This is a genomic window from uncultured Shimia sp., from assembly GCF_947498095.1.
Taxonomy (GTDB): Bacteria; Pseudomonadota; Alphaproteobacteria; order Rhodobacterales; family Rhodobacteraceae; genus Shimia.
The window spans coordinates 135,355-161,352 of sequence record NZ_CANMJE010000009.1 but is presented as its reverse complement, the minus strand read 5'-3'; the positions used below and the strand labels follow the sequence as shown (position 1 = coordinate 161,352).

Below are 25,998 nucleotides of genomic sequence, written 5' to 3'. Positions count from 1 at the left end.
CCCCAGCAGACCCGGAAAGGCAAGAGCGCAGCCTTGTCTGCATAGGGCCGGGAACTGAAATTGATCCGGATTAGTGCGGGCGCCGTAGTTCTAGTGACTATGGCAAACAAAGCGCATGATATGGCGATGATCTCTGAAACATCTGATTTCTACGACACGATCCAACCAGTCGACGACTTTCGTCGGCTTAGCGACGTGTCAGCGTATACAGCCTTGCCCGACGATTGGGTGGTTGGCACCGCTGATATTGTCGGGTCGACCAAAGAGATTGCAGCAGGTCGATACAAGACGGTCAACATGATAGGTGCCGCGGTGATCTCGGCCCAGGTTAATGCTGCCGCGCATCGATCCTTTCCATATGTGTTCGGGGGTGACGGTGCTGGATTTGCCGTATGGCCAGAACAGCGTGCGGCCGCGGAACGCGCATTGTTGGCCGTTCAGCGTTGGGCACGTGAAGAGTTCGACATTGAACTGCGTGCGGCCACAACCACCGTCGCCGAGATTCGCGCAGCTGGTCAGAATGTGCGTGTGGCCCGGCATCGCGCCAGCAGCGGCGTCGACTATGGCATGTTTTCTGGCGGGGGCATGGCCTGGGCGGAAAGCGAAATGAAATCCGGAAACCTGCGGCTTCGGGAAACGGAGTCGGTGGAGCGTCCGGATTTGACCGGGTTGTCCTGCCGGTGGTCCAATATGCCCGCGCGAAACGGCATTGTGTTGTCACTGGTTATGAAGGCCGGGCAGGACGCGTCAGAAACGGCTGTCGCTTCGGTGGCCTCAGATATCATCTCGGTTGTTGATGGGCTCGAGCGGTCCGGCCATCCGGTTCCGATCAATGGGCCGGGATTTCGCTTCCCACCCGAGGGAATTGGGCTCGAGGCGCGGGTCTCGCGCGCTGGGCGTTCGCTATGGCGCCAGCAAGCTGCGCTTTTCGTGCAGAATGCTTTTATCTGGGCGATTTTCACGATTGGGCGACGGCTGGGTAAGTTTGAGCCTTTGCATTACCGCCAGATGACCGCTCGAAATGCGGATTTTCGCAAGTTCGATGACGGCCTGAAAATGACACTGGATTGCGATCCGGTCACCCGTGACAAAATCCGAAGTCGACTGGAACAGGCCCAGGCCGATGGGGTCATTCGATATGGGCTACATGAGCAGGACGAGGCCATGATGACCTGTTTTGTCCCGTCACCGTCTGAAGACACCCATGTTCATTTTGTTGATGGCGCGGCAGGGGGCTATGCCCATGCCGCGGCTCAAATTGTCTGAGCGAGGTCTGAGATGCTTTTCATTCTGGCCATTTCAGCACTGCGGTACCTGTCCGAGAGGCGCAGGCCTAAAGACTAGGTCAGGGTGCCAGCCACCTCTTGGATAACATCAAACGCCAGCATGACATCTTCGCGCGTGGCGTCGACCTGTCCGGCCTGAAACCGGACCACAAGCGCATCGTTGACGCGGGTCTGGGTGATGTAGATACGCCCATCATCATTGACTGCGTCGACCAGCCGTTGATTGAGGTCATCCAGATCCTCAACCCCGTCCGGCGCATATCGGAAGGTGAACAGCGATAGCACCGGTTCGGTCACAATCTCATATCCGGGGGCTGCGGCGATCACGTCATGCAACTCTTCGGACCATGCCACGTGGTCACGGATCATTTTTTGCAGCCCTTCGACACCATAGATGCGCAGCACGAACCAGATCTTCAGTGCGCGAAAGCGCCGCCCCAGTGGTACCGACCATTCTGAATAGTTGATGATCCCATCTTTACCGTGGGTCTTCAGATACTCGGGCCGGATAGCAAGCGTCCGCACAAGGTCGTCCGGGTTTTTCACAAAGTGTGCGGAACAGTCGAACTGCATGCCCAGCCACTTGTGGGGGTTGAAGACCACCGAATCCGCCTTGTCGACTCCTTCCCAAAGGTGTCGGAACTCGGGGCAGATCATCGCCGCACCGGCCCATGCGGCATCCACATGTACATAAAGCCCATATTTTTGCGCGATATCGCAGACCGCGGACACATCATCACATCCACCAGTGCCCGTGCCACCAACGCAGGCCACAATGCCCGCTGGTTTCAGCCCATTTGCAATGTCTTGTTGAACGGCCTGTTCCAATGCCTCTGGCTGCATCGCCCTGAGCGGTCCATGCGTCGGAATGCGCTGCAGGTTGTTCTGTCCGATGCCAGACACCCAAATGGCCCGATCCACGGATGTGTGCACCTCTTTCGAGCAATAAATCCGCAAGGTGTCCAAGCCGCTCAGACCCTGTTCATTGCCCTGCCAGCCTAGTGCCTTTTCTCGCATGGTCAGCACCGCTGCGAGGGTCGCTGTTGATGCGCTGTCCTGAATAACGCCCTCAAAATGATCTGCCAGACCTAGCGACCCGCGCAGCCATTGCAGCATGCGCGTTTCCATTTCGGTCGCCGCAGGCGAGGTTTGCCATAACATGCATTGTGGGGCGATGACCGTGGACAGATAGTCAGCCAGCATTGAAGGCGGCGTTGCATTGGCCGGAAAATAGGCAAAGAACCGGGGATGTTGCCAGTGGGTGATCCCCGGCATCACGATGCGTTCAAAGTCTTCAAACACACTCTCCATATCTCCGCCGGTCTCAGGTGCAGTCATGGGCAGTTGACTGAGAATGTCACCAGGCGCAACCTGTGCGCGCACTGATCGATCTCTCAGGGTTCCGTGATAGCCGCGTGCCCAATCAGAAATCCGAGCACCCCATTTTGCGAACTCATTCCAGTCCATAAAACTCTCCTCCACACTTTAATTAACACGTTAATAAAGTGCGACGATGTTGACAACCCAATGATATTGCCCTTTTCGGGCGTAGCGTGCATGAATGAATTATGGCGACAAAGACAAAAAACCCGTCCACCACCCGATCCCTTCCTATCGCGTTGTTGCGGTCACGTGAACGGGTCATGGGACCCATTCGCGGCATGCTGGCAGATGCGGGTGTGACCGAGCAGCAATGGCGCGTATTGCGCGTGCTTGACGAAGAAGGTCCGATGGATCCCACTTCCATTGCCGAGCGTGCGGTTTTGCTGCTGCCCAGCCTGACCCGGATCTTGCAAAAACTCGAAGACAAGGGATTTGTCACCCGCGAGCGTGATGACTCGGATCGCCGCCGTCAGATCATCCGCGCGACGCAAGCCGGGCGCAACGTGATCGCCGCGAACATGGACACCAGCCGCCGCATTCTGACAGATCTGCGCGAGAAGCTGGGCGATGAGCGGCACGAAACGCTGATCGAGTTGCTGAACGAACTGACAGCCCTCGAAGAATAACCCGTTTCTTAGACGGCGCCTTCCAAAACCTTGAGATGCGGCTGCCCCAGCCGCTCTAGCGCGTCCATCACCTTGGTGCGGCACGCGACACCTTTCCAACCCTCGGGAAAGAAACTCGGCGGCAGGTCCGCGTGCGAGAACAGCGCCTTGCGCCAGACGTGCACGACAATCGTGCGCAGCGTCGCAACCTCGAGAGGCCCAAGACTGGGCATGTCCTCACACATCACGGCAAAGCGCTCCAATGCCGCGTCCAGATCCTCATAGGACTGCATGACCGCCTGTGGTGCGATCTTGTCCCGCAGCCAATCCGGCACATTGTTCACGTCTCCGGTCATGGTCAGGCTGTCTGGCACGGTGTCCGCTTGGGCTGGCGCCAGAAAGACACCCGGGACCACCGGCAGGACACCCTTGCGCCGCATCGCCTTGTCCCGCGCACCCTTGCCGCCCTGTCGGGTAGGCGGGGCAATGCTCAACTGCCAGGTTTGCGGATAATCGATCACGCGCTGGTAGATCCTTGGACTGGCCGCCTGACTTTGTGCCAAACCGCTGTCGGTCAAAGAATAGTGGCTCGTGCGGCCTTCCCGCTCGCTGCGAATCCAGCCGTCTCCGCGCAAACGGTGCAGGGCAACACGCATGGCTTCGGGCTTAATTCCCATCGGTTCGGTCAGGCGCGACAGGACCGCACCACTGATCCGATCGCCGGGGCGTTGGGCAAGATCACCAAAGATGGTCACGATGATCGACCAAACCCGCTGATTGCGGTTGTAGGTCAGAACGTCGACGCTTTCGGCAAACCAGTTCTTGGGGTCATCTCGCATGCCCCATTCAATATCCGGGCTTCTGGTGTTTGGCCAGAGCGCCCGGAGGTTGAACAGGTTTTGTCCGACCTACGCCGGCACCTTAATAGGCGTTCATGGTCAAAAGCTCATACTCTGCGACCATCTCGTCATCCTGATTGGTCAGCGTCACGTGCCAGCGCACTTCGCCGTACTCCTCGTTGCGCGGAGTCTTTTTCTTAACCGTCAGGCGAACCTTGATGCTGTCCCCGGCCGACACCGGCTTCATAAAGCGCAAGTTGTCCAAACCGGTGTTGGCCAGAACCGGCCCTTCGTTCGGCTCGACAAACAGACCCGCCGCAAAGCTGAGCAAGAGATAGCCATGCGCCACGCGACCCGGGAAGAACGGGTTCCGCTCGGCGGCCTCCTGATCCATGTGGGCATAAAAGGTGTCGCCCGTGAAATTGGCGAAATGCTCGATGTCGTCCATCGTGACGGTGCGCGGCTCGGTGTGCAGGGTTTCGCCAATCGAGACCTCGTGGAAGGTGCGCGTGAATGGATGCGCCGGGCCTTTGATTTCGGTGCCGCCGGGCACCCATGTGCCGCCGATTGCCGACAGGATATCGGGTGAGCCCTGAATAGCCGTGCGTTGCATATAGTGTTTCACACCGCGCACGCCTCCCATTTCCTCGCCACCTCCGGCACGACCCGGACCACCGTGCACCATGTGAGGCAGGGGTGAGCCGTGGCCGGTCGACTCTTTCATAGAGTCGCGGTTGTTAAAGTACAGACGCCCGTGATAGGCGCCCGCACCAATCGCCACCTGACGCGCCACTTCCGCATCATGGGTGATGACCGAGGCCACAAGCGAGCCCATGCCCTTGTTGACCAGTTCAATCGCGTGGTCGACATCACGGTAGCCCATGATCGTGCTGACCGGACCAAAGGCCTCGGTATCGTGCACGCGCTTTGCGGCATCTGGATTGGCGCAATGGAACAGCATGGGTGGCACAAAGGCGCCTTTCTCGGCGTCTGCCCCATCGACGTTGAAATTCTCAGGGTCGCCGAACACGCGCTCGGCTTCCTGACCGATGATCGCCGCCTTTTCCAGCACGTCACGTTTCTGACCGCCTGAGACCAGCGCCCCCATACGGGTGGTCTCCAGACGTGGGTCGCCAATCACGGTTTTGGCCAGACGATCCGACAGGGCCTCGATCACCGCTTGCACAGTGTTTTCCGGCGCAAATATCCGACGGATGGCGGTACATTTCTGCCCCGCTTTTGTGGTCATCTCGCGCTGCACTTCTTTCACGAACAGGTCAAACTCGGGCGTGCCGGGTTCCGCATCCGGCCCCAGAATGGAGGCATTCAAGGAATCCTGCTCGGCCACAAACCGCACTGAGTTCTCCAAGAGGATCGGGTTTGAGCGCAGCTTCAGCGCGGTGTCGGCTGAGCCGGTAAAGCTGACCACATCCATCATGCCCAGCCGGTCCAGCATGTCGCCCAAACCACCCGAGACCAATTGCACAGAGCCCGCCGGCATCAATCCGGACTCGATCATCAAACGTACGCACAGCTCGGTCACGTAACACGAGTTTGTGGCGGGCTTTACGATACAAGGCACGCCCGCCAGGATCGTCGGCGCCAGTTTCTCAAGCATGCCCCAAACCGGGAAGTTATAGGCATTGATATGTACCGCGACACCTTGCAAAGGCGTACAGATGTGTTGCCCCAAAAAGGTGCCGTTGCGCGACAGCTGTTCAACCTCACCGTCCAGATAGACATGCCCGTCCGGCATTTCCCGACGCCCTTTCGAGGCAAAGACCAGCATGGTGCCGATGCCACCATCAATGTCGATCATGTGATCTGACTGGGTTGCTCCGGTATCAAACGACAGGTCATACATCGCCTGACGGTGCTCACGCAGGTAAAGTGCCACGGCTTTCAGCATGCGCGCACGGTCATGGAAAGTCATCTTGCGCAGGGCAGGGCCGCCCACATTGCGCCCGTAGTCCAGCATTGCTTGGACGTCGAGATCATTGTTGCCCGCGCTGGCGATCACCTCGCCGGTGATAGCACTGGCAATGTTGCGCGCACCCGCGCCGGGGGCCAGCCACTCACCTGCGGCAAAGCTGGAAATCTGTTGGACAGTCATTGATGTCTCCTCGTCCTGTCGCGCGTTGCGACGTTCGAATCCGGTTGTTGCTACCAATCTAATACATGACCGAACGGTCGGTCAATAAGGGTGCCATAAGGAATACGCGGCACCCGTCGTTGGGATTAGCTCAGACGGGCGGGCAGGCTGGCGAAGCCACGGAACCGCAAGCGGCCGCCGCGCTTTGTGCCGGGCAGTATCTCATAGTTCGGGTAGCGTTCCAGAAAACGCCCCACCGCGATGCGCCCTTCCATTCGCGCCAGTGTCAGGCCCACGCAGGTATGTGCGCCTCCGGCGAAAGCGATGTGCTTGTTGGGGCGGCGGTCCAGAACCATCTCGTCGGGGTTCGGGAATTGTGCCGGATCGCGATTGGCGCCGCCCATACACAGGTGAATATCGGTCCCCGCCGGGATCGTGGTCTCATGCATCTCGACCTCAGATGTGGTCAGCCGATTGCCAAATTGGTTCGGGCTTTCCATGCGCAGGAACTCGTCTACCGCCGTGGTGATCAGCTGGGGATTGGCAATCAACTCGGCACGTTTGTCCCGGTGTTGATCCAGCAAGGCAATTGAGTTGCCGATCAGGTTGGTTGTGGTCTCATGCCCTGCATTCAGAATGAAGATACAGTTCTGATACAGCTCCACCTCGGTCAGATGATCGCCTTCGGTGTGGATAAGCCGCGTCAGCACATCCACTTCCGGGTCACGCGGGTTGGCATTGCGGTCCTCGATGATGTCGCGCAGGAAGATCTTGAAATCCGTGACCGACTGGTTCCCCAGCGCTTCCTGTTCTGGTGTCAGCGCAGGCTCCAGCGCGCCGAGGATGGCCAACGACCAATCCCTGAGCGGATCGCGAAGCTCGTGGGGAATGCCCAGCAGGTTGCCAATCACCTCAATGGGAATGGCGCCCGCAAAGGCCTCGATCAACTCGACTTCGGCCGGGCCATCCATCTCGTCCAGCAACCCGGCGATCAGCTTTTCCAGCCCCGGTTCCATCTGCGCCAATGCGCGCGGGTTCATCGCCCCCACCATCACCTTGCGCACGCGGGTGTGCAACGGCGGGTCGTTGAACACCAGCGAATTGGTGTGATGCTCATACAGCGGCGAGTCGACGCCGTACTTGGGCCCAAACACCGCCTTCTTGTCCGAAATGAACGTAGTTGTATCGCGGTAGATCCGATCCAGATCCTCATACCGCGAGACGATCACACTGCCATCCGGTTGCACGCAAGCGGGCGCCTCTTCTCGAAGCGCCCGGTAGTGCGGGTAGGGGTCGTCGTGAAACCCCTCCGGAAGGTCAGTCAGGACAAACATCAGTGACCCATCGCGCCCATCTGTTCAGGCAGCACCAGCACAATCCACGGGATCAGCACGATCAGTGCCAGTCGGAAGATGTCGGCAATCCAGAACGGTGTCACCCCGCGGAAAATCGTGCCCGTGGACACATCGCCCACGACCCCTTTCAGGATAAACACGTTCAATCCCACCGGCGGTGTAATCAAGGAAATCTCCGTCACAACAACAACCACAATACCGAACCAGATTGGATCATAACCCAAAGATGTGACAAGCGGGAAGAAGATCGGCACCGTCAGCAAGAGCATCGAAAGTGACTCAAACACGCAGCCAAGGATGATGTAGATGCCAAGGATCATCAGGATCACGACAAAGTTTGGCACATCATAAGCCGTGACCATGGCGATCAACGCCTCAGGCAGTCCAGCAAGGTTGATGAAATTCGAAAAGATCTGCGCTCCGATCAACACCGAGAACAGGGCCGCCGCGGTGAACGAGGTTTCTTTCAGCACCTCGAACGTCGACTTGATGGTCAGCCCACCCCGTGACAGCGCGATCAAAAAGGCGCCCATGGCCCCCATGCCCGCAGCCTCGGTCGGTGAGAAGGTCAGGTTCAGTGGATAGAAATCAAACGCGCCGTAAAGGCCGCCGATCACAAGGAAGAACAGCAACAACACAGCCCAGACCGACTTCATCGCCATCAACCGCTCTCCCCAGCCCGCGCGCTCGCCCGCAGGGCCCGACGCCGGGTTACGCCACACGGTCCAACGCACGGCGAACAGGTAGAACAGGATGCCCATGGCGCCGGGCAGAATGCCCGCCATGAAAAGCTTACCGATCGAGGTTTCCGTCAGAAGACCGTAAATCACCAGGATCACCGAGGGCGGAATGAGAATGCCCAGCGTACCTCCGGCAGCAATCGACGCGGTCGACAGCTCGTCTGAGTAGCCATAGCGGCGCATCTCTGGCATCGCGACCTTTGACATGGTGGCCGCAGTTGCCAGCGATGAGCCACAGATGGCCGAGAACCCGCCACAAGCGGCGACGGTCGCCATCGCGATACCGCCTCGCATGTGACCAAGGAATGCGTTCGACACGGCGTAAAGCTCTTTTGCCATGCCACCCTTGTTCACAAACAGTCCCATCAGGATGAACAATGGAACCACCGACAGACCGTAATCTTGTGCGGTGTCGGTGATCTGACGACCCACCATCGACATCGCGGCCTTCAGGCCTCGCTCCGACAGGATCGAGCCGCCACGCTCATAGGCAAAGCCCAGCGTCCCAACCAGCCCCATGGCAAACACAATCGGCAAGCGCACCAGCACCAGCACGAGAACAATGGCAAATCCAATCAGTGCGGCGGTCATGAGCGGCTCTCCACAAGCAGGCGAGGGGCAAAAAGATGCAATAGGCCCACCACGATCATCGCGATGGCGGCCAGGGCGGTGAAGACGGCGATAAACCAGCCGACATAAAACTGTGGAATGGCGAGGTATTCAGTAACGTCGCCATAGTCACGAGCGCGCTCAGCCAGGATCCAGACCCGTTTGACTGGCCAGAACAGCATGACGCCTGAAAGGAGGTACACGAGGCCGTCGCGCAACCGTGTCAGATGCAACCGGGCGAACAGTCCGTCTGTGAGGTCGACCGCGATATGGTCACCTCGCGCTGAGGCCACGGGCAGAACGGCAAACACCAGAATGGCCATGAGGATACGGGTCAATTCAGTCGCGGCCTCAATCGGCGCGTTAAAGATTGACCGCAGGATCACGTCGCAAAAGGTCATGACCATGAGAATGAACAAGGCGACCGAAGCCACCAGAACCGGCACGACGCTCAGCCGGCGGATGATATGAAGCAGAGAGGCCATGCGGCAGCCCTTTCTTCGAAAACGGGGTGAGGGGATGAACCCGGTGCCGAAACACCGGGTTCAAGGGCAGGCTTAGTAGGCCGCCATTTCCTTGGCGATCATGTCGTATGCAGCTTGGGCATCGACACCTTGTTCGGCCACTTCGGCGATGACACTGGCGCGCACGTCAGCAGCGATCGCTTCGAATTTGGCCAGATCTTCCGCAGTTGCGGCATTGATCGCATTGCCTTCGGTCGATGTGGTTGCGTCACGACCAATGGTGTCGATCTCGTCCCAGATCTTGCCGATCTCACGGCTCAGGGGCTCACCAAAGACTTTCTCTTCCAGAGCGGCCTGAATGTCGGCAGGGAGATCGGCGAACATGTCTTCGTTCATGATGAAGGCGAACGATCCACGATAGAGACCACCGGGAACTTCATAAACGTTCTTGGCAACTTCGGTCAGCTTGAAGCCCTTGCGGCCTTCGAAAGGCATCACAACGCCGTCCGCTGCGTTCGAAGCGAGGGTTTCGTAAACCTTCGGAGCGGGAACCGCGATACCGGTTGCACCCAGCGCCTTGCCAACGTCACCGCCAACACCACCAGGGATACGCACTTTCAGACCAGCAACATCATCCAAGGACGTTACAGCAGCGTTCGAGTGCAGCTGTGCCGGGCCGTGGGTGTGCAGGGCGACAACTTTCACACCACGGTGCTCGTTGGCCTTCGACAAATACTTGTCATAGGCGCGCCAGTACGCAACCGATGCGGCTTCTGCCGAACCCTCGTAGCCGGGCAGCTCGATCATCTTGGTCGCGGTAAAGCGACCTGCCTGATAGCCGTGGAAAATGATGGTCAGGTCGGCTGCGCCGTCCATGACAAGGTCCATCTGTGCCGGGGGCGGGGCCATGCCCAGCTTCAGCTCTGCGGTCACCTTGCCGTCGGTGGCTTCTTCAACCATTTCGACGAACTTGGGCCACATCATCGCGTTGATACCATGCGTGGGCGGTGCCCAGCTTGAGATGGTCAGCGTATAATCAGCAGCGTTAGCCGCCGCACCGGTTACGGCCATTGCGGCCCCAGCCAGAAGCGATGTGAGTTTCGAGAATTTAGCCATTTGGTCCTCCCAATACAGGCGTAGTAAACAAAGCAATTGTGAATGTGTTAAATGTTAATTTTGTAACTATCAACACACTCGGTTCATTTTTCAAACCGCGTTCAGCTTCTCCGCGATTATCCAGGAGTTGGGGCTCTCCACGGCCACCAAGCTCATGAATTCTTTTGTCTTTTTCAGAGTGGTCTCTTCTGCATAGCGCATGGGGCCACCGCGCCAGCGCGGGAATCCATAACCATGCAGTTTGACGATATCGACGTCCGAGTCGCGTTCAGCGATCCCTTCTTCGACGATTCTTGCCCCTTCATTGGCCAGCACAGCCAATAGGCGCCCCGAGATGCCCTCATCCGAAAAAGTGCGGCGCGTGATGCCCTGTTTCGCGGAGTATTCTGCAACCAAGGCTTCGACATCCGGGTCGCGGTGCGGCGTGCGATTGCTGTCTTCGTAGGAATACCACCCCTTGCCTGTGCGCTGGCCCAACCGCCCCCGTTCGCACATCTCGTCGGCGATCGTGACATACCGCTCATTCGGGTCGCGCGTTTCGGCCTGCCGCTTGCGGTTGGCCCAGGCAATCTGAAGTCCGGTGAGGTCTTGAACCTCGTAGGGCCCCATCGGCATCCCAACCTTCCGCATAGCCGCATCGACCTGATAGGGCATCGCGCCATCCGCGAGCAGATAATCAGCGGCACGGCGATAGGCGGTCAGCATCCGATTGCCGATGAACCCGTCGCAGATCCCGGACAGAACCGAGACCTTGCGCATCCGCTTGCCCAAAGCAAACCCCGTCGCCAGAACTTCAGCGCTGGTGTGGGGCGTTTTCACGATCTCCAAAAGTTTCATGATATGGGCGGGGCTGAAAAAATGCAGGCCAAGACAGCGGTCTGGATTGGCAATACCATCAAAGATCTGCATCGGGTCCAGATAGGACGTATTGGTTGCAAGGATGGCATTTTTGTCCATGACAGCGGCGAGGCTGGCAAAGACCTGCTGCTTGACGCCCATGTCCTCGAACACTGCTTCCACGGCCAGATCAACCTCTGCAGCTTCGGCGTAATCCGATACCGCCCGGAACGCGCGCATCCGCGCCTCAAGCGTTTCCGCGGACATTTTTCCGCGCTTCACGGCACCTTCCAGCAGGCCGCGAACCCGCTCATCCGCGCCCTTCGCAGCCTCGTCATCGCGTTCGATCAGGGTCACGTTCAGACCTGCGTTCAGCGCCGACACCGCAATGCCTGCGCCCATCAGCCCACCGCCAACCACGGCTACCTTTTCAATATCTCGCGGTGTCGCGCCTTTGATCGCTTGGGGCTTGGCCACCTGTCGTTCAGCAAAGAACGCATGGCGCAAGGCACGGCTCTCGGCGCTTTGGCGCAGTTCCAGATGGCGCGCGCGTTCTTTGGGTTGACCGACCTCAAACGGCTCAGTTGCCCATTGCAGCGCAGTCAAATTCTCCAACGGCGATTGCTGCCCCTTGGCACGTTTCGTCAAAGCCACCCGCTTTGTTTCGAGAAGATCATCGGCAAACCCAGCCACGTCACGCTGGCGCACCGCAACCGGTCTTGCAGGCAGGTCGGCGAGGAAATCTGTCACGGCCGCGTCCAGATCTTCGGCCACGATGTCGATCCCGCCCAAGGCTAGCATCTCATCGGCTTTCACGATTTTTCCAGAGCAGGTGATATCAATGGCCGCATCCATACCGATCAGGCGGGGCAGGCGCTGTGTGCCGCCCGCGCCAGGGATCAATCCCACGTTCACCTCGGGCAGGCCAAAGCCTGTTCCCTTGGTCGCGATCCGCCATGCGCATCCCATCGCGATCTCAAAACCGCCGCCCAGAACATTGCCGTGCATCACGGCGACAAACGGTACGGCGCTGTCCTCGATCATCTGCACGACATCAGGAAGGTGAGGTTCAACAGGCGGTGCGTCGAACTCGGACATATCCCCGCCCGCAACAAAGCTGCGCCCATTGCAGCGCAAAACCGCAACACGTGCGCCTTTGACCGCGGCAACAGCTTCGGCCAGCCCTTGCCGGACCGCCGTCGAAGTCGCGTTGACCGGCGGATTGTCGATGACGACATGTGCCACGTCGCCTTCAATACTCACTGTCACTACCGGTTCGTTCGCCATGCCCAAAAATTCCGCGTTTTAAGAATCAAGTTGCGGAGTTTTATTGACCAACCGTTCGGTTTATGCAAGAACATGATTGAAATTTTCGAACTGAGAGCACGGCATGAGCGATACGATTCTTGCGCAAGACAATGGAAACTGGGTGGAAATCACGCTGAACCGCCCAGACAGACTGAATTCCTTCAATGACGAAATGCACTATGCCCTGCGCGCCGAAATCGAAAGTGCGCGCGATAATGGCGCCCGTGCGATCCTTTTGACGGGTGCTGGTCGCGGGTTCTGCGCCGGGCAAGATCTTGGTGATCGTGACCCGTCGAAAATGGATGGCCCGCCGGATCTCGGCAAAACGGTGCGCACCTTTTATGCGCCTCTGGTCAACCTGATCCGTTCTTTGAACTTGCCTGTGATCTGCGCCGTCAATGGTGTGGCTGCGGGTGCAGGGGCCAACCTCGCGCTTGCCTGCGACATGGTATTTGCCGCCGAAAGTGCCAAGTTCATTCAGTCGTTTTCCAAGGTCGGCCTAATCCCCGACACCGGTGGCAGCTGGCATCTGCCGCGCCTGCTGGGCGAAGCGCGCGCCAAGGGGCTGGCCTTTACGGCTCAACCATTGTCCGCCAAGCAAGCCGAAGATTGGGGGTTGATTTGGAAGGCCGTCGCTGACGAGGTTCTGATGAAAACGGCCCGCGCTCAGGCAGAAATGCTCGCCAACGGCCCGACCCTCGGGCTTGGCCTGACCAAGCAGTGTATTCAGGCCGCCGCAGTGGACACTTTGAAAGATCACCTTGAACTTGAGGCCGACGCAATGAAAACCTGTGGCGAAAGCGCGGACTATGCGGAAGGTGTCTCAGCCTTCCTCGAAAAACGCGCACCGGTCTTTAAAGGAAAGTAAGCATGACGCCCAAGGAACGCGCAGAGAAATCAGCCGCCGCAATGTGGGCCGGCGACCGCGCCAGCAAGATGCTGGGCATGTCCATTGTCGAGATGGATGAAGGCAAGGCGGTCCTGCAAATGACCGTGCAAGAAGATCACGCCAACGGTCACGCAATCTGCCACGGCGGCATCACCTTTGCGCTCGCCGACAGCGCCTTTGCCTTTGCTTGCAACAGCCGCAACCAGTCTACCGTCGCCCAGCACAATATGATCAGCTACCTCGCGCCGGGTCGTGTCGGAGACGTGCTGACAGCCACCGCCATTGAAACAAACCTGACCGGACGCAGTGGTATCTGCGACGTTCAGGTCACCAATCAGGACGGCACCAAGATCGCAGAGTTTCGGGGGTTTTCCCGCGCGATCAAGGGCCAGCTATTTGAAGAATAATCCGCCGAGGAGAACGCCATGAAAGACCTTAGCCCAAACAAATCCGACCTCGATCCGATCGAAATTGCCTCGGTCGATGAAATCCGTGCGTTACAGCTTGAGCGGATGCAATGGTCGGTGCGTCACGCCTATGAAAATGTCCCGATGTACAAGCAGCGCTTTGACGAGGCTGGCGTACATCCCGACGATCTGAAGTCGCTCAAGGATCTGTCCAAGTTCCCTTTTACTTACAAGAACGACCTGCGGGACAATTATCCGTTTGGTCTCTTTGCGGTACCGCGCTCGGAAATCATTCGTCTGCATGCCTCATCCGGCACGACCGGCAAGGCGACTGTGGTTGGCTACACCAAGACTGATATCGACAACTGGGCTGATCTTGTCGCGCGTTCCCTGCGTGCAGCGGGTCTGCGCAAGGGCGACATGGTGCACAACGCCTATGGGTATGGTCTCTTTACCGGTGGTCTTGGCGCCCACTATGGCATCGAGCGCCTTGGAGCGACCGTGGTCCCGATGAGCGGCGGCCAGACTGAGAAACAGGTGGGCCTTATCACCGATTTCAAACCCGATGGCATCATGGTCACCCCGTCCTACATGCTCAACATCCTCGAGCAATATCACAAGATGGGCATGGACCCTCGCGAATGCAGCTTGTCTGTCGGCATCTTCGGCGCCGAACCCTGGACTGACGCCATGCGCAAAGAGGTTGAAGCCGCCTTTGATATGCACGCGGTTGATATCTACGGCCTGTCGGAGATCATGGGGCCGGGTGTCGCCAACGAATGCGTCGAGACCAAGGATGGGCCGGTCATCTGGGAAGACCACTTCTACCCCGAGATCATCGATCCCGTGACCGGTGAGCCGGTCGAAGATGGGGAAATGGGCGAGTTGGTCTTTACCACGCTGACCAAAGAAGGTCTGCCGATGATCCGCTACCGCACCCGTGACCTGACGCGGCTGTTGCCGGGCACCGCGCGCTCAATGCGCCGGATGGAGAAAATTACCGGACGTTCGGATGACATGATCATCCTGCGCGGTGTCAACGTCTTCCCAACGCAGGTTGAGGAACAGGTGCTCGCCACCGGTGGCATCTCTCCACATTTTCAGATCGAGCTTTATACCGCTGGGCGCATGGATGCGATGCGGGTTTACGTTGAAGCCCTGCCCAGTGCCGCCGATGGCGCCAGCAAAGCAGCCGCCTCGCGCATGCTGTTGAAACGGATCAAGGATATGATCGGGGTCTCGACCGAAATCATCATCGGCGATCCAGGTGAGGTGGCCCGTTCCCAAGGCAAGGCGGTTCGTGTTATCGACAACCGCAGCAAGGAGTAAGTTTTGGCCCGCACGATTGCAAAAGACCACGACCAGAAGCGCGAGCAAATTCTGCAGAATGCCGCCAAGGTTTTCGCCACCGAAGGATTTGACCGCGCCTCCATGTCGCTTTTGGCGCGTGAGTGCGGGATCTCTAAAGCGAATATCTACCACTATTACGACAGCAAGGATGCCTTGTTGTTTGATATTCTCGAGACCTATTTGCGCGTTTTGCGGGATGTGATCTGCGGCATCGATATTTACGGCCTCTCGCCTGAAGAAAGTCTGCGCAGCGTGGTGTCTGCCACGCTCAAGGCCTATCAGGGCGCCGACTATGAACATCAGGTGCAGATTGGATCGATGACGGCTTTGCCTGAGGATCAGCAAAAGCTGCTACGCGGGTATCAACGCGATATGGTAACCTTTGTCAGCAACATCGTGGAATCCCTGTCTCCGGGCGATTTCTCAAATAATGCCAATACGTTGCGATCTACGACAATGTCGGTATTTGGCATGCTGAATTGGTATTACATGTGGAACAGCGGGTCCGGCACGGAAGCCCGAGAAGACTATGCGGATCTTGTGACGAAACTGGTTCTGGGCGGCGTCAAAGCGCTTTAGATCTGCGCCTCGGGCACAGATCTGGGTGCCGGAAAGACCACGTCATATGTCCAGTTGAACACATAGGCATAGACAAGAAAAAACGCTGAAAACCCAAGGTCCAGCAGAAATGCTTCCCAATAGCCGATAGTGAGCCACCATGCGGTCAGGAAAATTCCGACGGTCACCAGAAAGGCTTCGAACAGCACGGCATGTACGACCCGAATGCCCGGCCCTCTTGGGGCCATGTCGCGATACTTCAGATCCCAATGGTCAAACAGCCAATTGAAGACAAAGTTCCACGCCATTGCGAGCAGACTGAACATCACACCCAGTGACCCAATCTCTGCCATGGAATGCCCCGTTAGCCACGCACCTCCGGTGGCCACCACCCCAAGGGCGATGCCTTCAAACATGATTGTGTGACGTAGGCGGTCTTTAACGGTTCGCATTGATTAGCTTACTAGAAAGGTATACTGTTGGGGCAGGTATAGGGCACTCTGTGTCACCACTCAAGCGGGAAGGGTCTTCGATATGACCGAGAAACCGACACTCAGCGCAACGCTGCAGGACTTCTCAGACAATTGGCCTGAATTTGATCGTCCGGAAACGCGCGTTATGCTGGGTCTGATCCGGTTGAATGATCTTGTCGTCGAGAGCACCCGAGAGCTGCTGACAGAGCACGGCCTGAGCCCGTCAGCCTTTGAGGCACTGATCACGCTAAGGGGACAGCCAGAGCCTTGGATCATGACGCCGACAGCACTGGCCGATGCCATCCTGATCACCACGGGCGGTATGACCAAGGTGATCAAGCAGTTGGAGCAGGGGGAATTGGTGCGCCGCGTCGACAATCCCGATGACAAGCGCAGTCGCTATCTACAACTCACCCCCAACGGCAAGCTTCAGGCAGAAACCGCAATGGAGGCAGTGTCAGCGCACGATCGAATACTTCTGGAACAGGCGCTGAACGCTCAACAAATTCACCAGCTTTCCAAGGTTCTGTTGCGCACCGTCAACAAGATTGAAGACCAGCAAAAAGCCTCTCCCGCAATGGCGAAAGAGGCTTCGTAAGTCGGACAGTCTTGTCCGACCCACCTTTTACTTGGCTTGCAGGCCCAGCTTATCCAGGACAGCCTTGGTTTCGGCTTCCCAGCGGGTCTTTAACTCAGCGTTGGGCGTCTTGCGCAGGCCCATCGCCTTAAGACTGTCGGCCTTGGCTGACTCTCCTGAACCGAAAGAGGCCGCAACACGAGGCCACCAATAGTCGACACTTGCTTGTAGGGCGCTGTTGTCACCGGCTTCCGCCAGTTTTGCCACACCCTCTTCTGCCAATTCTGCATGGCGCGCTTCTACTGGGGCGATCGCGCGGAAGGCTTCGGCCAGCGGTTGATAGCTCACCATCGAAAACTCGGCCATTTGTACAGCCACGGCACGCCCCATCAGCAGGTTCATCACCACCGCGTCGGCCCAGCCCTGCAGCGGGTAGTTGAACACCGCCAGGCGCATGTCCTGTTCGGTCCGGCTCGCGCCGATATCGGCGTCGCGCGCCAGGCGTGCGGTCCAGGGGTGATGGTTGGCGTAACGATCTCCGTCGACACCAAATTCACCCATGATTTTCAACACCTTGTCGGCATTGTCTGTCTTTTCCAGCACGATCTTGGCAGCGGCGATGCGCTCCTTGATGCCTGGTCCGGCGTTGATCACGTCGGCAAAGCCCGCAGCCCCGGCCAGCTCTGAATCCACGAAGGTGGTCATCAGCTTCATCAGTTCTGCGCGGTACCGAGCTGACACATTGGTTGGGTTGGTCAGAACGCCACCTGCGGCGAGATAGCTTTCAATGCTCATATCTTCGGCCATGATCAGACCTCCTTATTGGTCATAATCGACAACGACGTTGTCGGTGACGGGGTAGGACTGGCACGACAGAACATAGCCCTTTTCAACTTCGTAATCCTCAAGCGCGTGGTTTGCCACCATGTCGACCTCGCCCTCCAGAACACGGCAGCGGCATGTCGAACAAACTCCGGCCTTGCAGGCAAACGGGGCGTCCATCTTGTTGCCCAGTGCAGCATCCAGAATGGTCACGTCCTTGGCCATCTCGACCGTCTGTGTTGCCCCATCCAGCGTGATTGCGGCGGTCGCCTGATTGGTGCCGGATGCGGCATCCTTGGATACGGCAGGCTTCTTCGCACAACCCGGTTGGCCCGAGGCAAACAGTTCGAACTTGATTTGCCCGTCGTTCAGACCTGCCGTGCGCAATGCGGCGGCAATGCCCAGCATCATCGGCTCGGGGCCACAGATGAACGCGGTATCAACGCTTTCAATGTCGATCCAGCCGGTCTTGAACAGCTCAGCGCATTTTTCTTCGGTGACCAGCCCTGTGAACAGATCGATTTCTTGCGCGTCGGTTTCCAGCACGTGGATCACGTTGAACCGGCCCATATAGGTGTTCTTCAGATCTTCAAGCTCTTCGCGGAACATGATCGTGTTCACGCCCTTGTTGGCATAGATCAGCGTGAACGACGACTGCGGCTCGCGCGTTAATGTGGTCTTGATAATCGACAGGACCGGCGTGATGCCTGAACCCCCGGCAAAGCCAAGATATGTCTTATCATTGGCTGCATCGAGCGGCGTGAAGAACCCGCCCATCGGGGACATCGCCTGCAACGTGTCGCCAACCTTTAGGTCTTCATTGGCCCAGGTTGAAAATGCACCGCCATCAACGCGCTTGATGCCAACTTGCAGAATGCCGTCGTCCTTGCCTGCGCAGATCGAATAAGATCGGCGCAACTCGTCGCCGTCAAAGTCGCGGCGAAAGGTCAGGTACTGGCCTTGGGTAAAATCAAATTCCTCAGCGGCGCCATTGACGGGCTTAAGAGTGACGACAACGGCGTCGCGAATGGTCTTGTGGACGTCAGTGACTTCCAGATCCTGGAAACGTGCCATTTAGGTTCCTCCCTAGATGCACTTGAAATATTCAAATGGTTCAAGACAGTCCTGACAGCGCCATTGTGCCTTGCATGGGGTTGAGCCGAATTGGCTCAGCTTTTCGAGATGGTCGCCGCCACAGCGGGGGCACCGTTTTGGGCCGCCCGCTGGTTGCGGTGGGGCGATCCCGTATTTTTCCAAGGCATCGCGCGCCTTGTCCGTCATCCAGTCCGTGGTCCAGGCCGGGGCCAGCTGTTGCTTAATCTCGATCTTGTCGAGCCCGCAATCGCGCAGCTTGGTCTCGATATCCATGTTAATCATCGAAGTCGCCGGGCAGCCCGAATAAGTGGGCGTCACCGAGACCACACAGGTCTCATCATGCAACTCCACGTTCCGGATGATGCCGAGATCGACAATGGTGATCACGGGGATTTCGGGATCGGGAATGGTTTCCAGCCATTCCCAGACCTGTTCCACTGAAGCAGACGTCATGGTGGTTACCACTCGCAGCCAGGATAGGCACGCTGCAGCCACTGCATCGAAGTGAGCAGATGCCCCAGATGCTCAGTATGCATCGCCCCGTTACGCCCGCCTTTGTGGTTGTAGCGGCTGTCGGGAATGGTCAGCGTTGCTTCGCCTAAAACCTTGCCAATCAGCGCGTCGTACTCTTCGCGCAAACCTGCCGGATCGGGTGCAACCCCAGCCGCCGCCATCGCGGCATCGGTGTCGTCGCTCTCAAACATCTCGCCGGCATAAGGCCAGAGATACTCAAGCGCCGCCTGCATACGGTCGTGGCTTTCCTCGGTGCCATCACCCAGCCCAACGACGGTGTCCGCCGAGCGCTCAACATGATAGGCAATCTCTTTCGAAGCCTTGGCCGCGATTGCTGCCACTTGCTCGTCCGAAGACTTCATCAACCGGCCCATCAGAACCGACTGAAAGGCGTCAAACAGGAACTGGCGCAGCAAGGTTTGACCAAAGTCGCCGTTCGGCATCTCGACCAAGAGCACATTGCGGAAATCCCAGGCGTCGCGCAAGAAGGCCAAATCATCGGCGGTTTTGCCTTCGCCCTGAACTTCGGCGGCATAGCCCAGCCACATCTGCGTCTGGCCAATCAGGTCCAGCGCGGTGTTGGCCAGCGCGATATCCTCTTCCAGAATGGGCGAGTGCCCACACCATTCCGAGACGCGGTGCCCGAGCACCAGGGTGTTGTCCCCCTGACGCAGCAGGAACTGCAAAAGCTGTTGTTTATCGACAGACATTACATGCTCCCCACTTCTTCGGGGATGTCGAAGAAAGTCGGGTGACGGTAGATCTTCGATTCCGACGGCTCAAACAGCGGGCCTTTGTCGCCCGGCGCTGTGGCCGAAATGTGCTTGGCTTCGACAACCCAGATCGACACACCTTCGTTGCGGCGGGTGTAGACATCGCGGGCGTTTTTGATCGCCATTTCGGCGTCTGGTGCGTGCAGACTTCCGACGTGACGGTGGCTCATGCCATGTTGACCACGGATAAAGATTTCCCAGAGGGGCCATTCGTTTTTCATAATCTCATTCCTCCTCGAGATTTATTCGGCTGCAACTTTGGCAGCGGCTTTTTTCTGAGCATGTGCCAACAGGCCATCACGGACCCATTCGCCATCGTCCCATGCCGCGACACGATCTTTCATCCGGTCGACGTTGCAGGGGCCATTACCTTTGATGACATTGAAGAATTCCGACCAATCGGGATCGCTGAAATCATAGTGGCCGCGTTCTTCGTTCCACTTGATGTTCGGGTCCGGCAGATCCAACCCAAGGTACTCGATCTGCGGCACCGTCTGATCCACGAATTGCTGGCGCAACTCGTCGTTCGACTTGACCTTGATTTTCCAGGCCATCGACTGATCCGAGTTGGTCGAGTCCGCGTCGGTGGGTCCAAACATCATGATCGCCGGGAACCACAGACGGTCGACGGCGCTTTGGGCCTGACGCGTCTGCTCAGGCGTGCCAAAGGCCATTTTCATGATCGCGTGATAGCCCTGACGTGCGTGAAAGCTCTCTTCTTTACAGATGCGGATCATCGCGCGGCTATAGGGGCCATAAGAGGTCCGCTGCAACGCCACCTGGTTCACGATGGCCGCGCCATCGACCAGCCAGCCCACTGCACCAATATCCGCCCAGTTCAGCGTCGGGTAGTTAAAGATCGACGAATACTTCATCCGACCCTCATGCAACAGGCGCACCAGCTCATCGCGGCTCTCGCCCAGCGTTTCAGCGGCAGAGTAAAGATACAGACCATGGCCTGCCTCATCCTGCACCTTAGCCAACAGGATCGCCTTGCGCTCCAGTGTTGGGGCGCGGGTGATCCAGTTTCCTTCGGGCAGCTGACCCACGACTTCCGAGTGCGCGTGCTGGCCGATTTGACGGATCAGCGTGCGGCGATAATCGTCTGGCATCCAGTCGCGCGGCTCGATCTTGATGTCGTTGTCGATCTTGTCCTGAAACTCACGCTCTTGGTCCGTCATCTCTTCGCGAGATTTGACGCCCGCGGACGCGGTCTTGATCATCTGTGCATACATTTTAGGGCTCCTCCCTTACACACGTTCAAGGATCAGGGCAGCGCCCTGTCCAACTCCGACGCACATGGTGCAGAGCGCATAGCGCCCACCGGTGCGTTGCAATTGATAAGCGGCGGTCAGCACCAGCCGCGCGCCGGACATGCCCAGCGGGTGACCGATGGCAATGGCGCCACCATTAGGATTTACATGGGGGGCATCATCCGCCACGCCAAGCGCGCGCAGCGTTGCCAACCCTTGGCTCGCAAAAGCCTCGTTCAATTCTATCACATCCATCTGGTCGATGCTCAGACCCGCCCGTGCGAGGACCTTTTGGCTGGCAGGCACCGGGCCAATGCCCATGACGCGCGGTGCCACACCGGCAACTGACATGCCCACCACGCGGGCCATCGGCTTGAGACCGTTTTTGGCCGCAGCGGCTTCACTGGCCATCAAGATTGCGGCGGCTCCATCGTTGACGCCGGACGCGTTGCCCGCAGTCACGGTCTTGTCCGGTCCATTCACACCCTTGAGGCCCCCCAGCTTTTCAGCGCTGGTGCCGGGGCGGGGATGCTCATCAGTGTCGACCACAATCGGATCGCCCTTGCGCTGCGGTACGCTGACCGGGGTGATCTCGTCCTTGAAAATGCCCGCCTCATGCGCAGCCGCCCAACGGGCCTGGCTGTTCGCGGCAAAGGCATCCTGATCGGCCCGATTGATATTGTAATCTTCGGCCACGTTGTCCGCCGTTTGCGGCATCGAATCCGTGCCGTACATTTCGTGCATTTTCTTGTTCACGAAACGCCAGCCGATGGTGGTGTCATAAACCGCATTGGCGCGGGTAAAAGCGCTGGCGGCTTTCGGCATCACAAACGGTGCGCGGCTCATGCTTTCCACACCGCCGGCGATGGCCATGTCATAGTCTCCGGCCTTGATCCCGCGGCTCGCCATGCCTACGGCGTCCATGCCGCTGGCACAAAGGCGGTTCACAGTGGTGCCAGGAACGTCGATAGGCAGGCCTGCGAGAAGGGCTGCCATGCGCGCCACGTTGCGGTTGCTTTCGCCCGCCTGATTGGCGTCGCCATAGATCACGTCGTCGATGCTGGCCCAGTTGACCTGCGGATTGCGCTCGATCAGCGCGGCAATGGGCAGGGCTGCCAGATCGTCTGTTCTGATCGAAGAAAGCGCGCCGCCATATCGCCCGATCGGGGTCCGCGTCGCGTCGCAGATGAATGCGTCCATGGGTGTTACCTTTGTCCTGTTCATCGCCGGGATTAGCCGACCGCATGGTCGGGATAAGTCAGCTTGCGATTCGATGCAAGAGAAATGTTACACAAATTCACTAAATTGAAAAATTTGGTAACAAAAGGTCTCAAAACCGGAGTTGCACGTTTGTACAAACGCCCCATTGGCAAAAACAATTGTACAAAGCGATCAAACCGCGTGGTATGAGCCGCTCGTTCAAATCTTAGGAAAAGGTGGCCGTCAGGACGGTTTGACCGCGTCCGGGTAGGCTGCCGCAAAGGCTGGGTGCTGGGCGCAAGCTGCCTCGATGCTTTGAATGCGGGGGCAATCTGAGAAATCCACGCCCCAGCGGTGCGCATTGTATAGCTGCGGCATCAGGCAGATGTCGGCCAGTGTCGGGGCCGCGCCACTGCAGAACGGATCTTGTGCAAATTCCGCCAGCATTCCTTCAAAGGCCCGCAGTCCGGTTGAGATGAAGTGTTTCATCCAATCGACCTTGGCCTCGGGGTGATCCGGCACCAGCTTTGACACATGGGCTACCACCCCCAGATTGCAGACTGGATGCACATCTACTGCCACGGAGTGAGCCAGCGCGCGCAGCTTTGCGGCCTTGGCAGGATCCTCAGGGAGTAGGTTCAAGTTTCTGGTTTCGTTTAGGTAATCCAGAATGGCCAGCGATTGTGTAAAGCTGTGACCGTCAATCTCCAGCACCGGCACCAACCCTTGAGGGTTCCGCGCGATGTGCTCTTCCGACTTGTGATCTCCTTTGACCAGGTCCACTGAGACAGCACGATAGTCGATCCCGGCGAGGTTCAGGGCTATCCGCACCCGATAGCTCGCCGATGAGCGCCAGTAGTCGTAGAGGGTCGTCTCGGTCATATCTTGCCTTGCTGGTCAAAAAAAACCGGCCCCGAAAGGCCGGTTTCTTAGTCTTACAACAGTTCACTTGCGATGTTAAGCGTTCTTGTCGAGTTCTTTGGCGTGCAGCCATGCCGCGTGCTGAGGGGCTTTCTTGGTGACAGACCATTCGTTCAGCATGTCCCATTTCACCTCGTCCATACGCTTCAGCATGGCTTCTTCCTCTGGATCGGGGCAGGCCAGTTCAACACGGTGTCCATTGGGATCGAAGAAGTAGATCGAGTGGAAGATCGAGTGGTCGGTAACCCCCAGAACTTCGACACCCTCACGCTCAAGATGTTCTTTGAATTCGATCAGGGTCTCGCGATCTTTGACTTTGAAAGCAATGTGTTGAACCCAGATTGGCGTGTTTGGATCCCGGCCCATTTCTGGTTTGGTCGGCAGCTCAAAGAAGGCCAGAACATTGCCGTTTCCGGCATCCAGGAACAGGTGCATGTAAGGATCAGGCTCGTGCGTGGACGGCACGTGATCCTCGGCAATCGCCAGGACAAAGTCCATGTTCAGCATTTTGCCGTACCATTCAACGGTTTCTTTGGCGTCTTTACAACGATAGGCGACGTGGTGGATTTGTTCGATTTTCATGGAAATTACTCCTCGGATTTAAGCGCGGCAGCGGCCAACGCCTGTGTCAGGATTGCGCGGTCACCGATGTGATTGGCCAAAACCAGAACCAAGCGGGCATTCAATGCATCGCTGTCCGATTTTGACAGACCTTCATGGGTAGCCAACAGTTCGGCGTAGAAATCATCAGCGCCAGCAATGTTCGGGGCCAGAGTGAGATCAGACATTGGGTTTACTCCTTGCCGATAGCGCGGCGGATCGCGGCGCGGATCAGATTTTCGTCAAAGCTCGGACGGCGTGCCGCAACGTGCTGGTCAGGACGGATCAGGTAGACTCCGCTTTCGGCGTCGCCCAGGAACCGCTCTTTCAGCATTTGCGTCGGATCGTTTTTGGTCGATAGCGCCAGGCGGGTCACGGTGACTCCGCTTTCCTCAATGGATTCAGGCGCCTCTGCGTCGATTGTCAGCAGTGTGAACTTGTCGCCCAGTTTTGGCAGCAGGAAGTCGTCGCCCAGTGGTACGTCGGGGCAGGGGCTGCCGGGACGGGTCCGCGCGGGGCCGTCAAGCAGCGCGTCTGCCGAGTTGAGCGGCGAACCATCATAAGTGCAAGGCACCGACAGACGTCCTGAATTCACCAGTGGACGGGCAAATTCATGAACTTCCGACAGGTCGAGAACCGCATCCCGCAGTACACGGCTCATGTCCGATTTCGGTGTGATGAAGTCAGTCGAGCGGGACGAGTTCATGATGTTCTCATCGGCGCCGTAGATACGTTCGTAGTCGTAGCTATCAAGCAACGACTCGTCGGCAATCCCGTCAAAGATCAACTTCATCTTCCACACGAGGTTGTCGGTATCCTGAAGACCCGAGTTTGCACCACGGGCACCGAACGGCGAGACTTGGTGGGCGGCGTCGCCAGCGAACAGCACGCGACCCTTGCGGAAAGTCTCCATACGGCGACATTGGAAGGTATAGATCGACACCCACTCAAGCTCGAATTCGACATCGTCGCCCAGCATCGCCTTGAGACGCGGGATGACATTCTCGGGTTTCTTCTCTTCTTCCTTGTCGATGTCCCAACCCAACTGCAGGTCGATGCGCCAAACACCATCAGGTTGCTTGTGCAGCAGTGCCGACTGGCCTTTGTTAAAGGGCGGGTCGAACCAGAACCAACGTTCCGTCGGGAACTCAGCATCCATAATCACGTCAGCAATCAGGAAGTTGTCTTCAAAGATCCGACCTACAAAGTCCAGGCCCATCATACCGCGGATGGGCGATGTGGCGCCGTCACAGGCAATCAGCCATTCGGCTTCGAGGTCGTATTGGCCTTCTGGCGTGTCGACGAGAATGGCGGCGTGGTCGCCCTTTTCTTCGACTTTCAAAACTTTGTTGTTGCCTCGGATTTCGATTGGGGCGCCTGCGGCCTGCAATTCGCGGACACGGTTCACCATGTACTCTTCGAAATAGTATTGCTGCAGGTTGATAAAGGCGGGGAATTCGTGACCGTCTTCTGGCAGAAGGTCGAATTGGTAAACTTGGCGTTCGTCAAAGAACACCTTGCCGATGTTCCATTCGACGCCCTTGTCGACCATGGGCTTGCCACAACCCAAGCGATCCAGAATTTCCAGCGGCCTCTTGGCATAGCACACGGCGCGTGAGCCGAAGCTGACCTTGTCGTTGTCGTCCAAAACGACGACTTCAATGCCTTGTTGGGCAAAGTCGATGGCGGCCCCCAGGCCGATAGGGCCAGCACCCACCACAACCACCTTGCGGCGGACGGGTGTGTCGGCATCCTGATCCGGGCTACGCTCATAGGCGTAGAGGGGGATTTCGAAGATCTTGTTCATTGGGTCTCCTCCCTAAAATGGGCAAATCTCTCCTGTGCCCCGGCGCGAGTGCGCCGGAACGATTGCGTTTAGTGTCTCATGTCCCCGGTGCGCGTCACACGATCTGGATCAAACGCGCTTTTGTGG

Annotated in this window: 27 protein-coding genes; 7 read left to right on the top strand and 20 right to left on the bottom strand. The window is 57.9% G+C overall.

From position 1 onward, the window contains the following. The first annotated feature begins 60 nt into the window (after positions 1-60). Positions 61-1,266 (top strand): DUF3095 domain-containing protein, encoded by a 1,206-nt coding sequence (locus Q0932_RS15710; RefSeq protein ID WP_366141422.1) that lies wholly within the window; start codon positions 61-63, stop codon positions 1,264-1,266. Positions 1,267-1,340: 74 nt separating this feature from the next. Here Q0932_RS15710 and Q0932_RS15705 read toward each other — a convergent pair whose 3' ends face one another. Beyond that, positions 1,341-2,753: a pyridoxal-dependent decarboxylase gene (locus Q0932_RS15705; protein WP_299355188.1), complete on the bottom strand. Its 1,413-nt coding sequence runs from the start codon at positions 2,751-2,753 to the stop codon at positions 1,341-1,343. 101 nt (positions 2,754-2,854) lie between these two features. Here Q0932_RS15705 and hpaR point away from each other — a divergent pair, with 101 nt between their 5' ends. Then, positions 2,855-3,295, top strand: coding sequence for a homoprotocatechuate degradation operon regulator HpaR (hpaR, locus tag Q0932_RS15700; protein WP_299355185.1), 441 nt, complete (start codon positions 2,855-2,857; stop codon positions 3,293-3,295). An 8-nt stretch (positions 3,296-3,303) separates the two neighbouring features. On the opposite strand, the gene Q0932_RS15695 is transcribed toward hpaR, so the two are convergent. The 7 genes from Q0932_RS15695 to Q0932_RS15665 form a co-directional block, all read right to left on the bottom strand. Next, positions 3,304-4,113: a PaaX family transcriptional regulator C-terminal domain-containing protein gene (locus tag Q0932_RS15695; RefSeq protein ID WP_299355182.1), complete on the bottom strand. Its 810-nt coding sequence runs from the start codon at positions 4,111-4,113 to the stop codon at positions 3,304-3,306. Positions 4,114-4,195: 82 nt separating this feature from the next. Beyond that, the gene (gene paaZ / locus Q0932_RS15690) at positions 4,196-6,226 is read right to left on the bottom strand and encodes a phenylacetic acid degradation bifunctional protein PaaZ (protein ID WP_299355179.1); all 2,031 of its coding nucleotides are present in this window, start codon (positions 6,224-6,226) and stop codon (positions 4,196-4,198) included. Between the two features lie 125 nt (positions 6,227-6,351). Then, entirely contained in the window at positions 6,352-7,539 is a 1,188-nt protein-coding gene (locus Q0932_RS15685; RefSeq protein ID WP_299355176.1) for a cytochrome P450, read from the bottom strand. Further along, complete coding sequence (locus Q0932_RS15680; protein ID WP_299355173.1) at positions 7,539-8,891, bottom strand: TRAP transporter large permease; 1,353 nt, start codon at positions 8,889-8,891, stop codon at positions 7,539-7,541. Before Q0932_RS15680 ends, Q0932_RS15685 begins: the two co-directional genes overlap by 1 nt. After that, positions 8,888-9,394: a TRAP transporter small permease subunit gene (locus tag Q0932_RS15675; protein WP_299355170.1), complete on the bottom strand. Its 507-nt coding sequence runs from the start codon at positions 9,392-9,394 to the stop codon at positions 8,888-8,890. The genes Q0932_RS15680 and Q0932_RS15675 overlap by 4 nt, the downstream gene beginning before the upstream one ends. A 72-nt stretch (positions 9,395-9,466) precedes the next feature. Next, positions 9,467-10,489, bottom strand: a complete 1,023-nt coding sequence (locus Q0932_RS15670) for a TRAP transporter substrate-binding protein (protein WP_299355168.1) — start codon at positions 10,487-10,489, stop codon at positions 9,467-9,469. Between the two features lie 90 nt (positions 10,490-10,579). Next, the gene (locus Q0932_RS15665; RefSeq protein WP_299355165.1) at positions 10,580-12,613 is read right to left on the bottom strand and encodes an FAD-dependent oxidoreductase; all 2,034 of its coding nucleotides are present in this window, start codon (positions 12,611-12,613) and stop codon (positions 10,580-10,582) included. Positions 12,614-12,716: 103 nt separating this feature from the next. Here Q0932_RS15665 and paaG point away from each other — a divergent pair, with 103 nt between their 5' ends. The 4 genes from paaG to Q0932_RS15645 are packed head-to-tail and all read left to right on the top strand — an operon-like array spanning position 12,717 to position 15,859. Beyond that, positions 12,717-13,502: a 2-(1,2-epoxy-1,2-dihydrophenyl)acetyl-CoA isomerase PaaG gene (paaG, locus tag Q0932_RS15660; protein ID WP_299355162.1), complete on the top strand. Its 786-nt coding sequence runs from the start codon at positions 12,717-12,719 to the stop codon at positions 13,500-13,502. Between the two features lie 2 nt (positions 13,503-13,504). Beyond that, complete coding sequence (gene paaI, locus Q0932_RS15655) at positions 13,505-13,930, top strand: hydroxyphenylacetyl-CoA thioesterase PaaI (protein ID WP_299355159.1); 426 nt, start codon at positions 13,505-13,507, stop codon at positions 13,928-13,930. Between the two features lie 18 nt (positions 13,931-13,948). After that, positions 13,949-15,259: a phenylacetate--CoA ligase PaaK gene (gene paaK, locus Q0932_RS15650; RefSeq protein WP_299355157.1), complete on the top strand. Its 1,311-nt coding sequence runs from the start codon at positions 13,949-13,951 to the stop codon at positions 15,257-15,259. A gap of 3 nt (positions 15,260-15,262) precedes the next feature. Beyond that, positions 15,263-15,859, top strand: coding sequence for a TetR/AcrR family transcriptional regulator (locus Q0932_RS15645; RefSeq protein WP_299355154.1), 597 nt, complete (start codon positions 15,263-15,265; stop codon positions 15,857-15,859). Here Q0932_RS15645 and Q0932_RS15640 read toward each other — a convergent pair. Further along, entirely contained in the window at positions 15,856-16,290 is a 435-nt protein-coding gene (locus Q0932_RS15640; protein WP_299355151.1) for a PACE efflux transporter, read from the bottom strand. The two genes, Q0932_RS15645 and Q0932_RS15640, sit on opposite strands and share 4 nt — an antisense overlap. 82 nt (positions 16,291-16,372) lie before the next feature. Between Q0932_RS15640 and Q0932_RS15635 the strand changes: the two genes are divergently transcribed. Continuing rightward, positions 16,373-16,909 carry a MarR family transcriptional regulator gene (locus tag Q0932_RS15635; RefSeq protein ID WP_299355148.1) on the top strand — a complete coding sequence of 179 codons (537 nt, stop codon included), beginning with the start codon at positions 16,373-16,375 and terminating at the stop codon, positions 16,907-16,909. 27 nt (positions 16,910-16,936) lie between these two features. Here Q0932_RS15635 and Q0932_RS15630 read toward each other — a convergent pair whose 3' ends face one another. The 11 genes from Q0932_RS15630 to Q0932_RS15580 form a co-directional block, all read right to left on the bottom strand. Further along, a complete protein-coding gene (locus Q0932_RS15630) occupies positions 16,937-17,695 on the bottom strand; it encodes a Phenylacetic acid catabolic protein (protein ID WP_299355145.1) in 759 nt (252 codons plus the stop codon). A gap of 12 nt (positions 17,696-17,707) precedes the next feature. Continuing rightward, complete coding sequence (locus tag Q0932_RS15625; RefSeq protein ID WP_299355142.1) at positions 17,708-18,784, bottom strand: 2Fe-2S iron-sulfur cluster-binding protein; 1,077 nt, start codon at positions 18,782-18,784, stop codon at positions 17,708-17,710. 12 nt (positions 18,785-18,796) lie between these two features. Next, on the bottom strand, positions 18,797-19,258 hold the full coding sequence (gene paaD / locus Q0932_RS15620; protein ID WP_299355140.1) for a 1,2-phenylacetyl-CoA epoxidase subunit PaaD: 462 nt from the start codon (positions 19,256-19,258) through the stop codon (positions 18,797-18,799). A 5-nt stretch (positions 19,259-19,263) separates the two neighbouring features. Continuing rightward, entirely contained in the window at positions 19,264-20,028 is a 765-nt protein-coding gene (gene paaC / locus Q0932_RS15615; protein WP_299355136.1) for a 1,2-phenylacetyl-CoA epoxidase subunit PaaC, read from the bottom strand. Next, positions 20,028-20,312, bottom strand: a complete 285-nt coding sequence (gene paaB, locus Q0932_RS15610) for a 1,2-phenylacetyl-CoA epoxidase subunit PaaB (protein ID WP_299355134.1) — start codon at positions 20,310-20,312, stop codon at positions 20,028-20,030. Before paaB ends, paaC begins: the two co-directional genes overlap by 1 nt. Before the next feature lie 21 nt (positions 20,313-20,333). Next, complete coding sequence (gene paaA / locus Q0932_RS15605) at positions 20,334-21,326, bottom strand: 1,2-phenylacetyl-CoA epoxidase subunit PaaA (RefSeq protein WP_299355132.1); 993 nt, start codon at positions 21,324-21,326, stop codon at positions 20,334-20,336. Between the two features lie 15 nt (positions 21,327-21,341). Next, positions 21,342-22,544, bottom strand: a complete 1,203-nt coding sequence (gene pcaF / locus Q0932_RS15600; protein ID WP_299355129.1) for a 3-oxoadipyl-CoA thiolase — start codon at positions 22,542-22,544, stop codon at positions 21,342-21,344. Between the two features lie 243 nt (positions 22,545-22,787). Then, on the bottom strand, positions 22,788-23,426 hold the full coding sequence (gene maiA, locus Q0932_RS15595) for a maleylacetoacetate isomerase (protein ID WP_299355126.1): 639 nt from the start codon (positions 23,424-23,426) through the stop codon (positions 22,788-22,790). A 75-nt stretch (positions 23,427-23,501) separates the two neighbouring features. Further along, on the bottom strand, positions 23,502-24,047 hold the full coding sequence (locus tag Q0932_RS15590; protein WP_299355123.1) for a VOC family protein: 546 nt from the start codon (positions 24,045-24,047) through the stop codon (positions 23,502-23,504). A 5-nt stretch (positions 24,048-24,052) separates the two neighbouring features. After that, positions 24,053-24,253 (bottom strand): DUF2783 domain-containing protein, encoded by a 201-nt coding sequence (locus tag Q0932_RS15585; RefSeq protein ID WP_299355120.1) that lies wholly within the window; start codon positions 24,251-24,253, stop codon positions 24,053-24,055. Positions 24,254-24,258: 5 nt separating this feature from the next. Next, on the bottom strand, positions 24,259-25,872 hold the full coding sequence (locus Q0932_RS15580; protein WP_299355117.1) for an FAD-dependent oxidoreductase: 1,614 nt from the start codon (positions 25,870-25,872) through the stop codon (positions 24,259-24,261). Positions 25,873-25,998 lie beyond the last annotated feature (126 nt).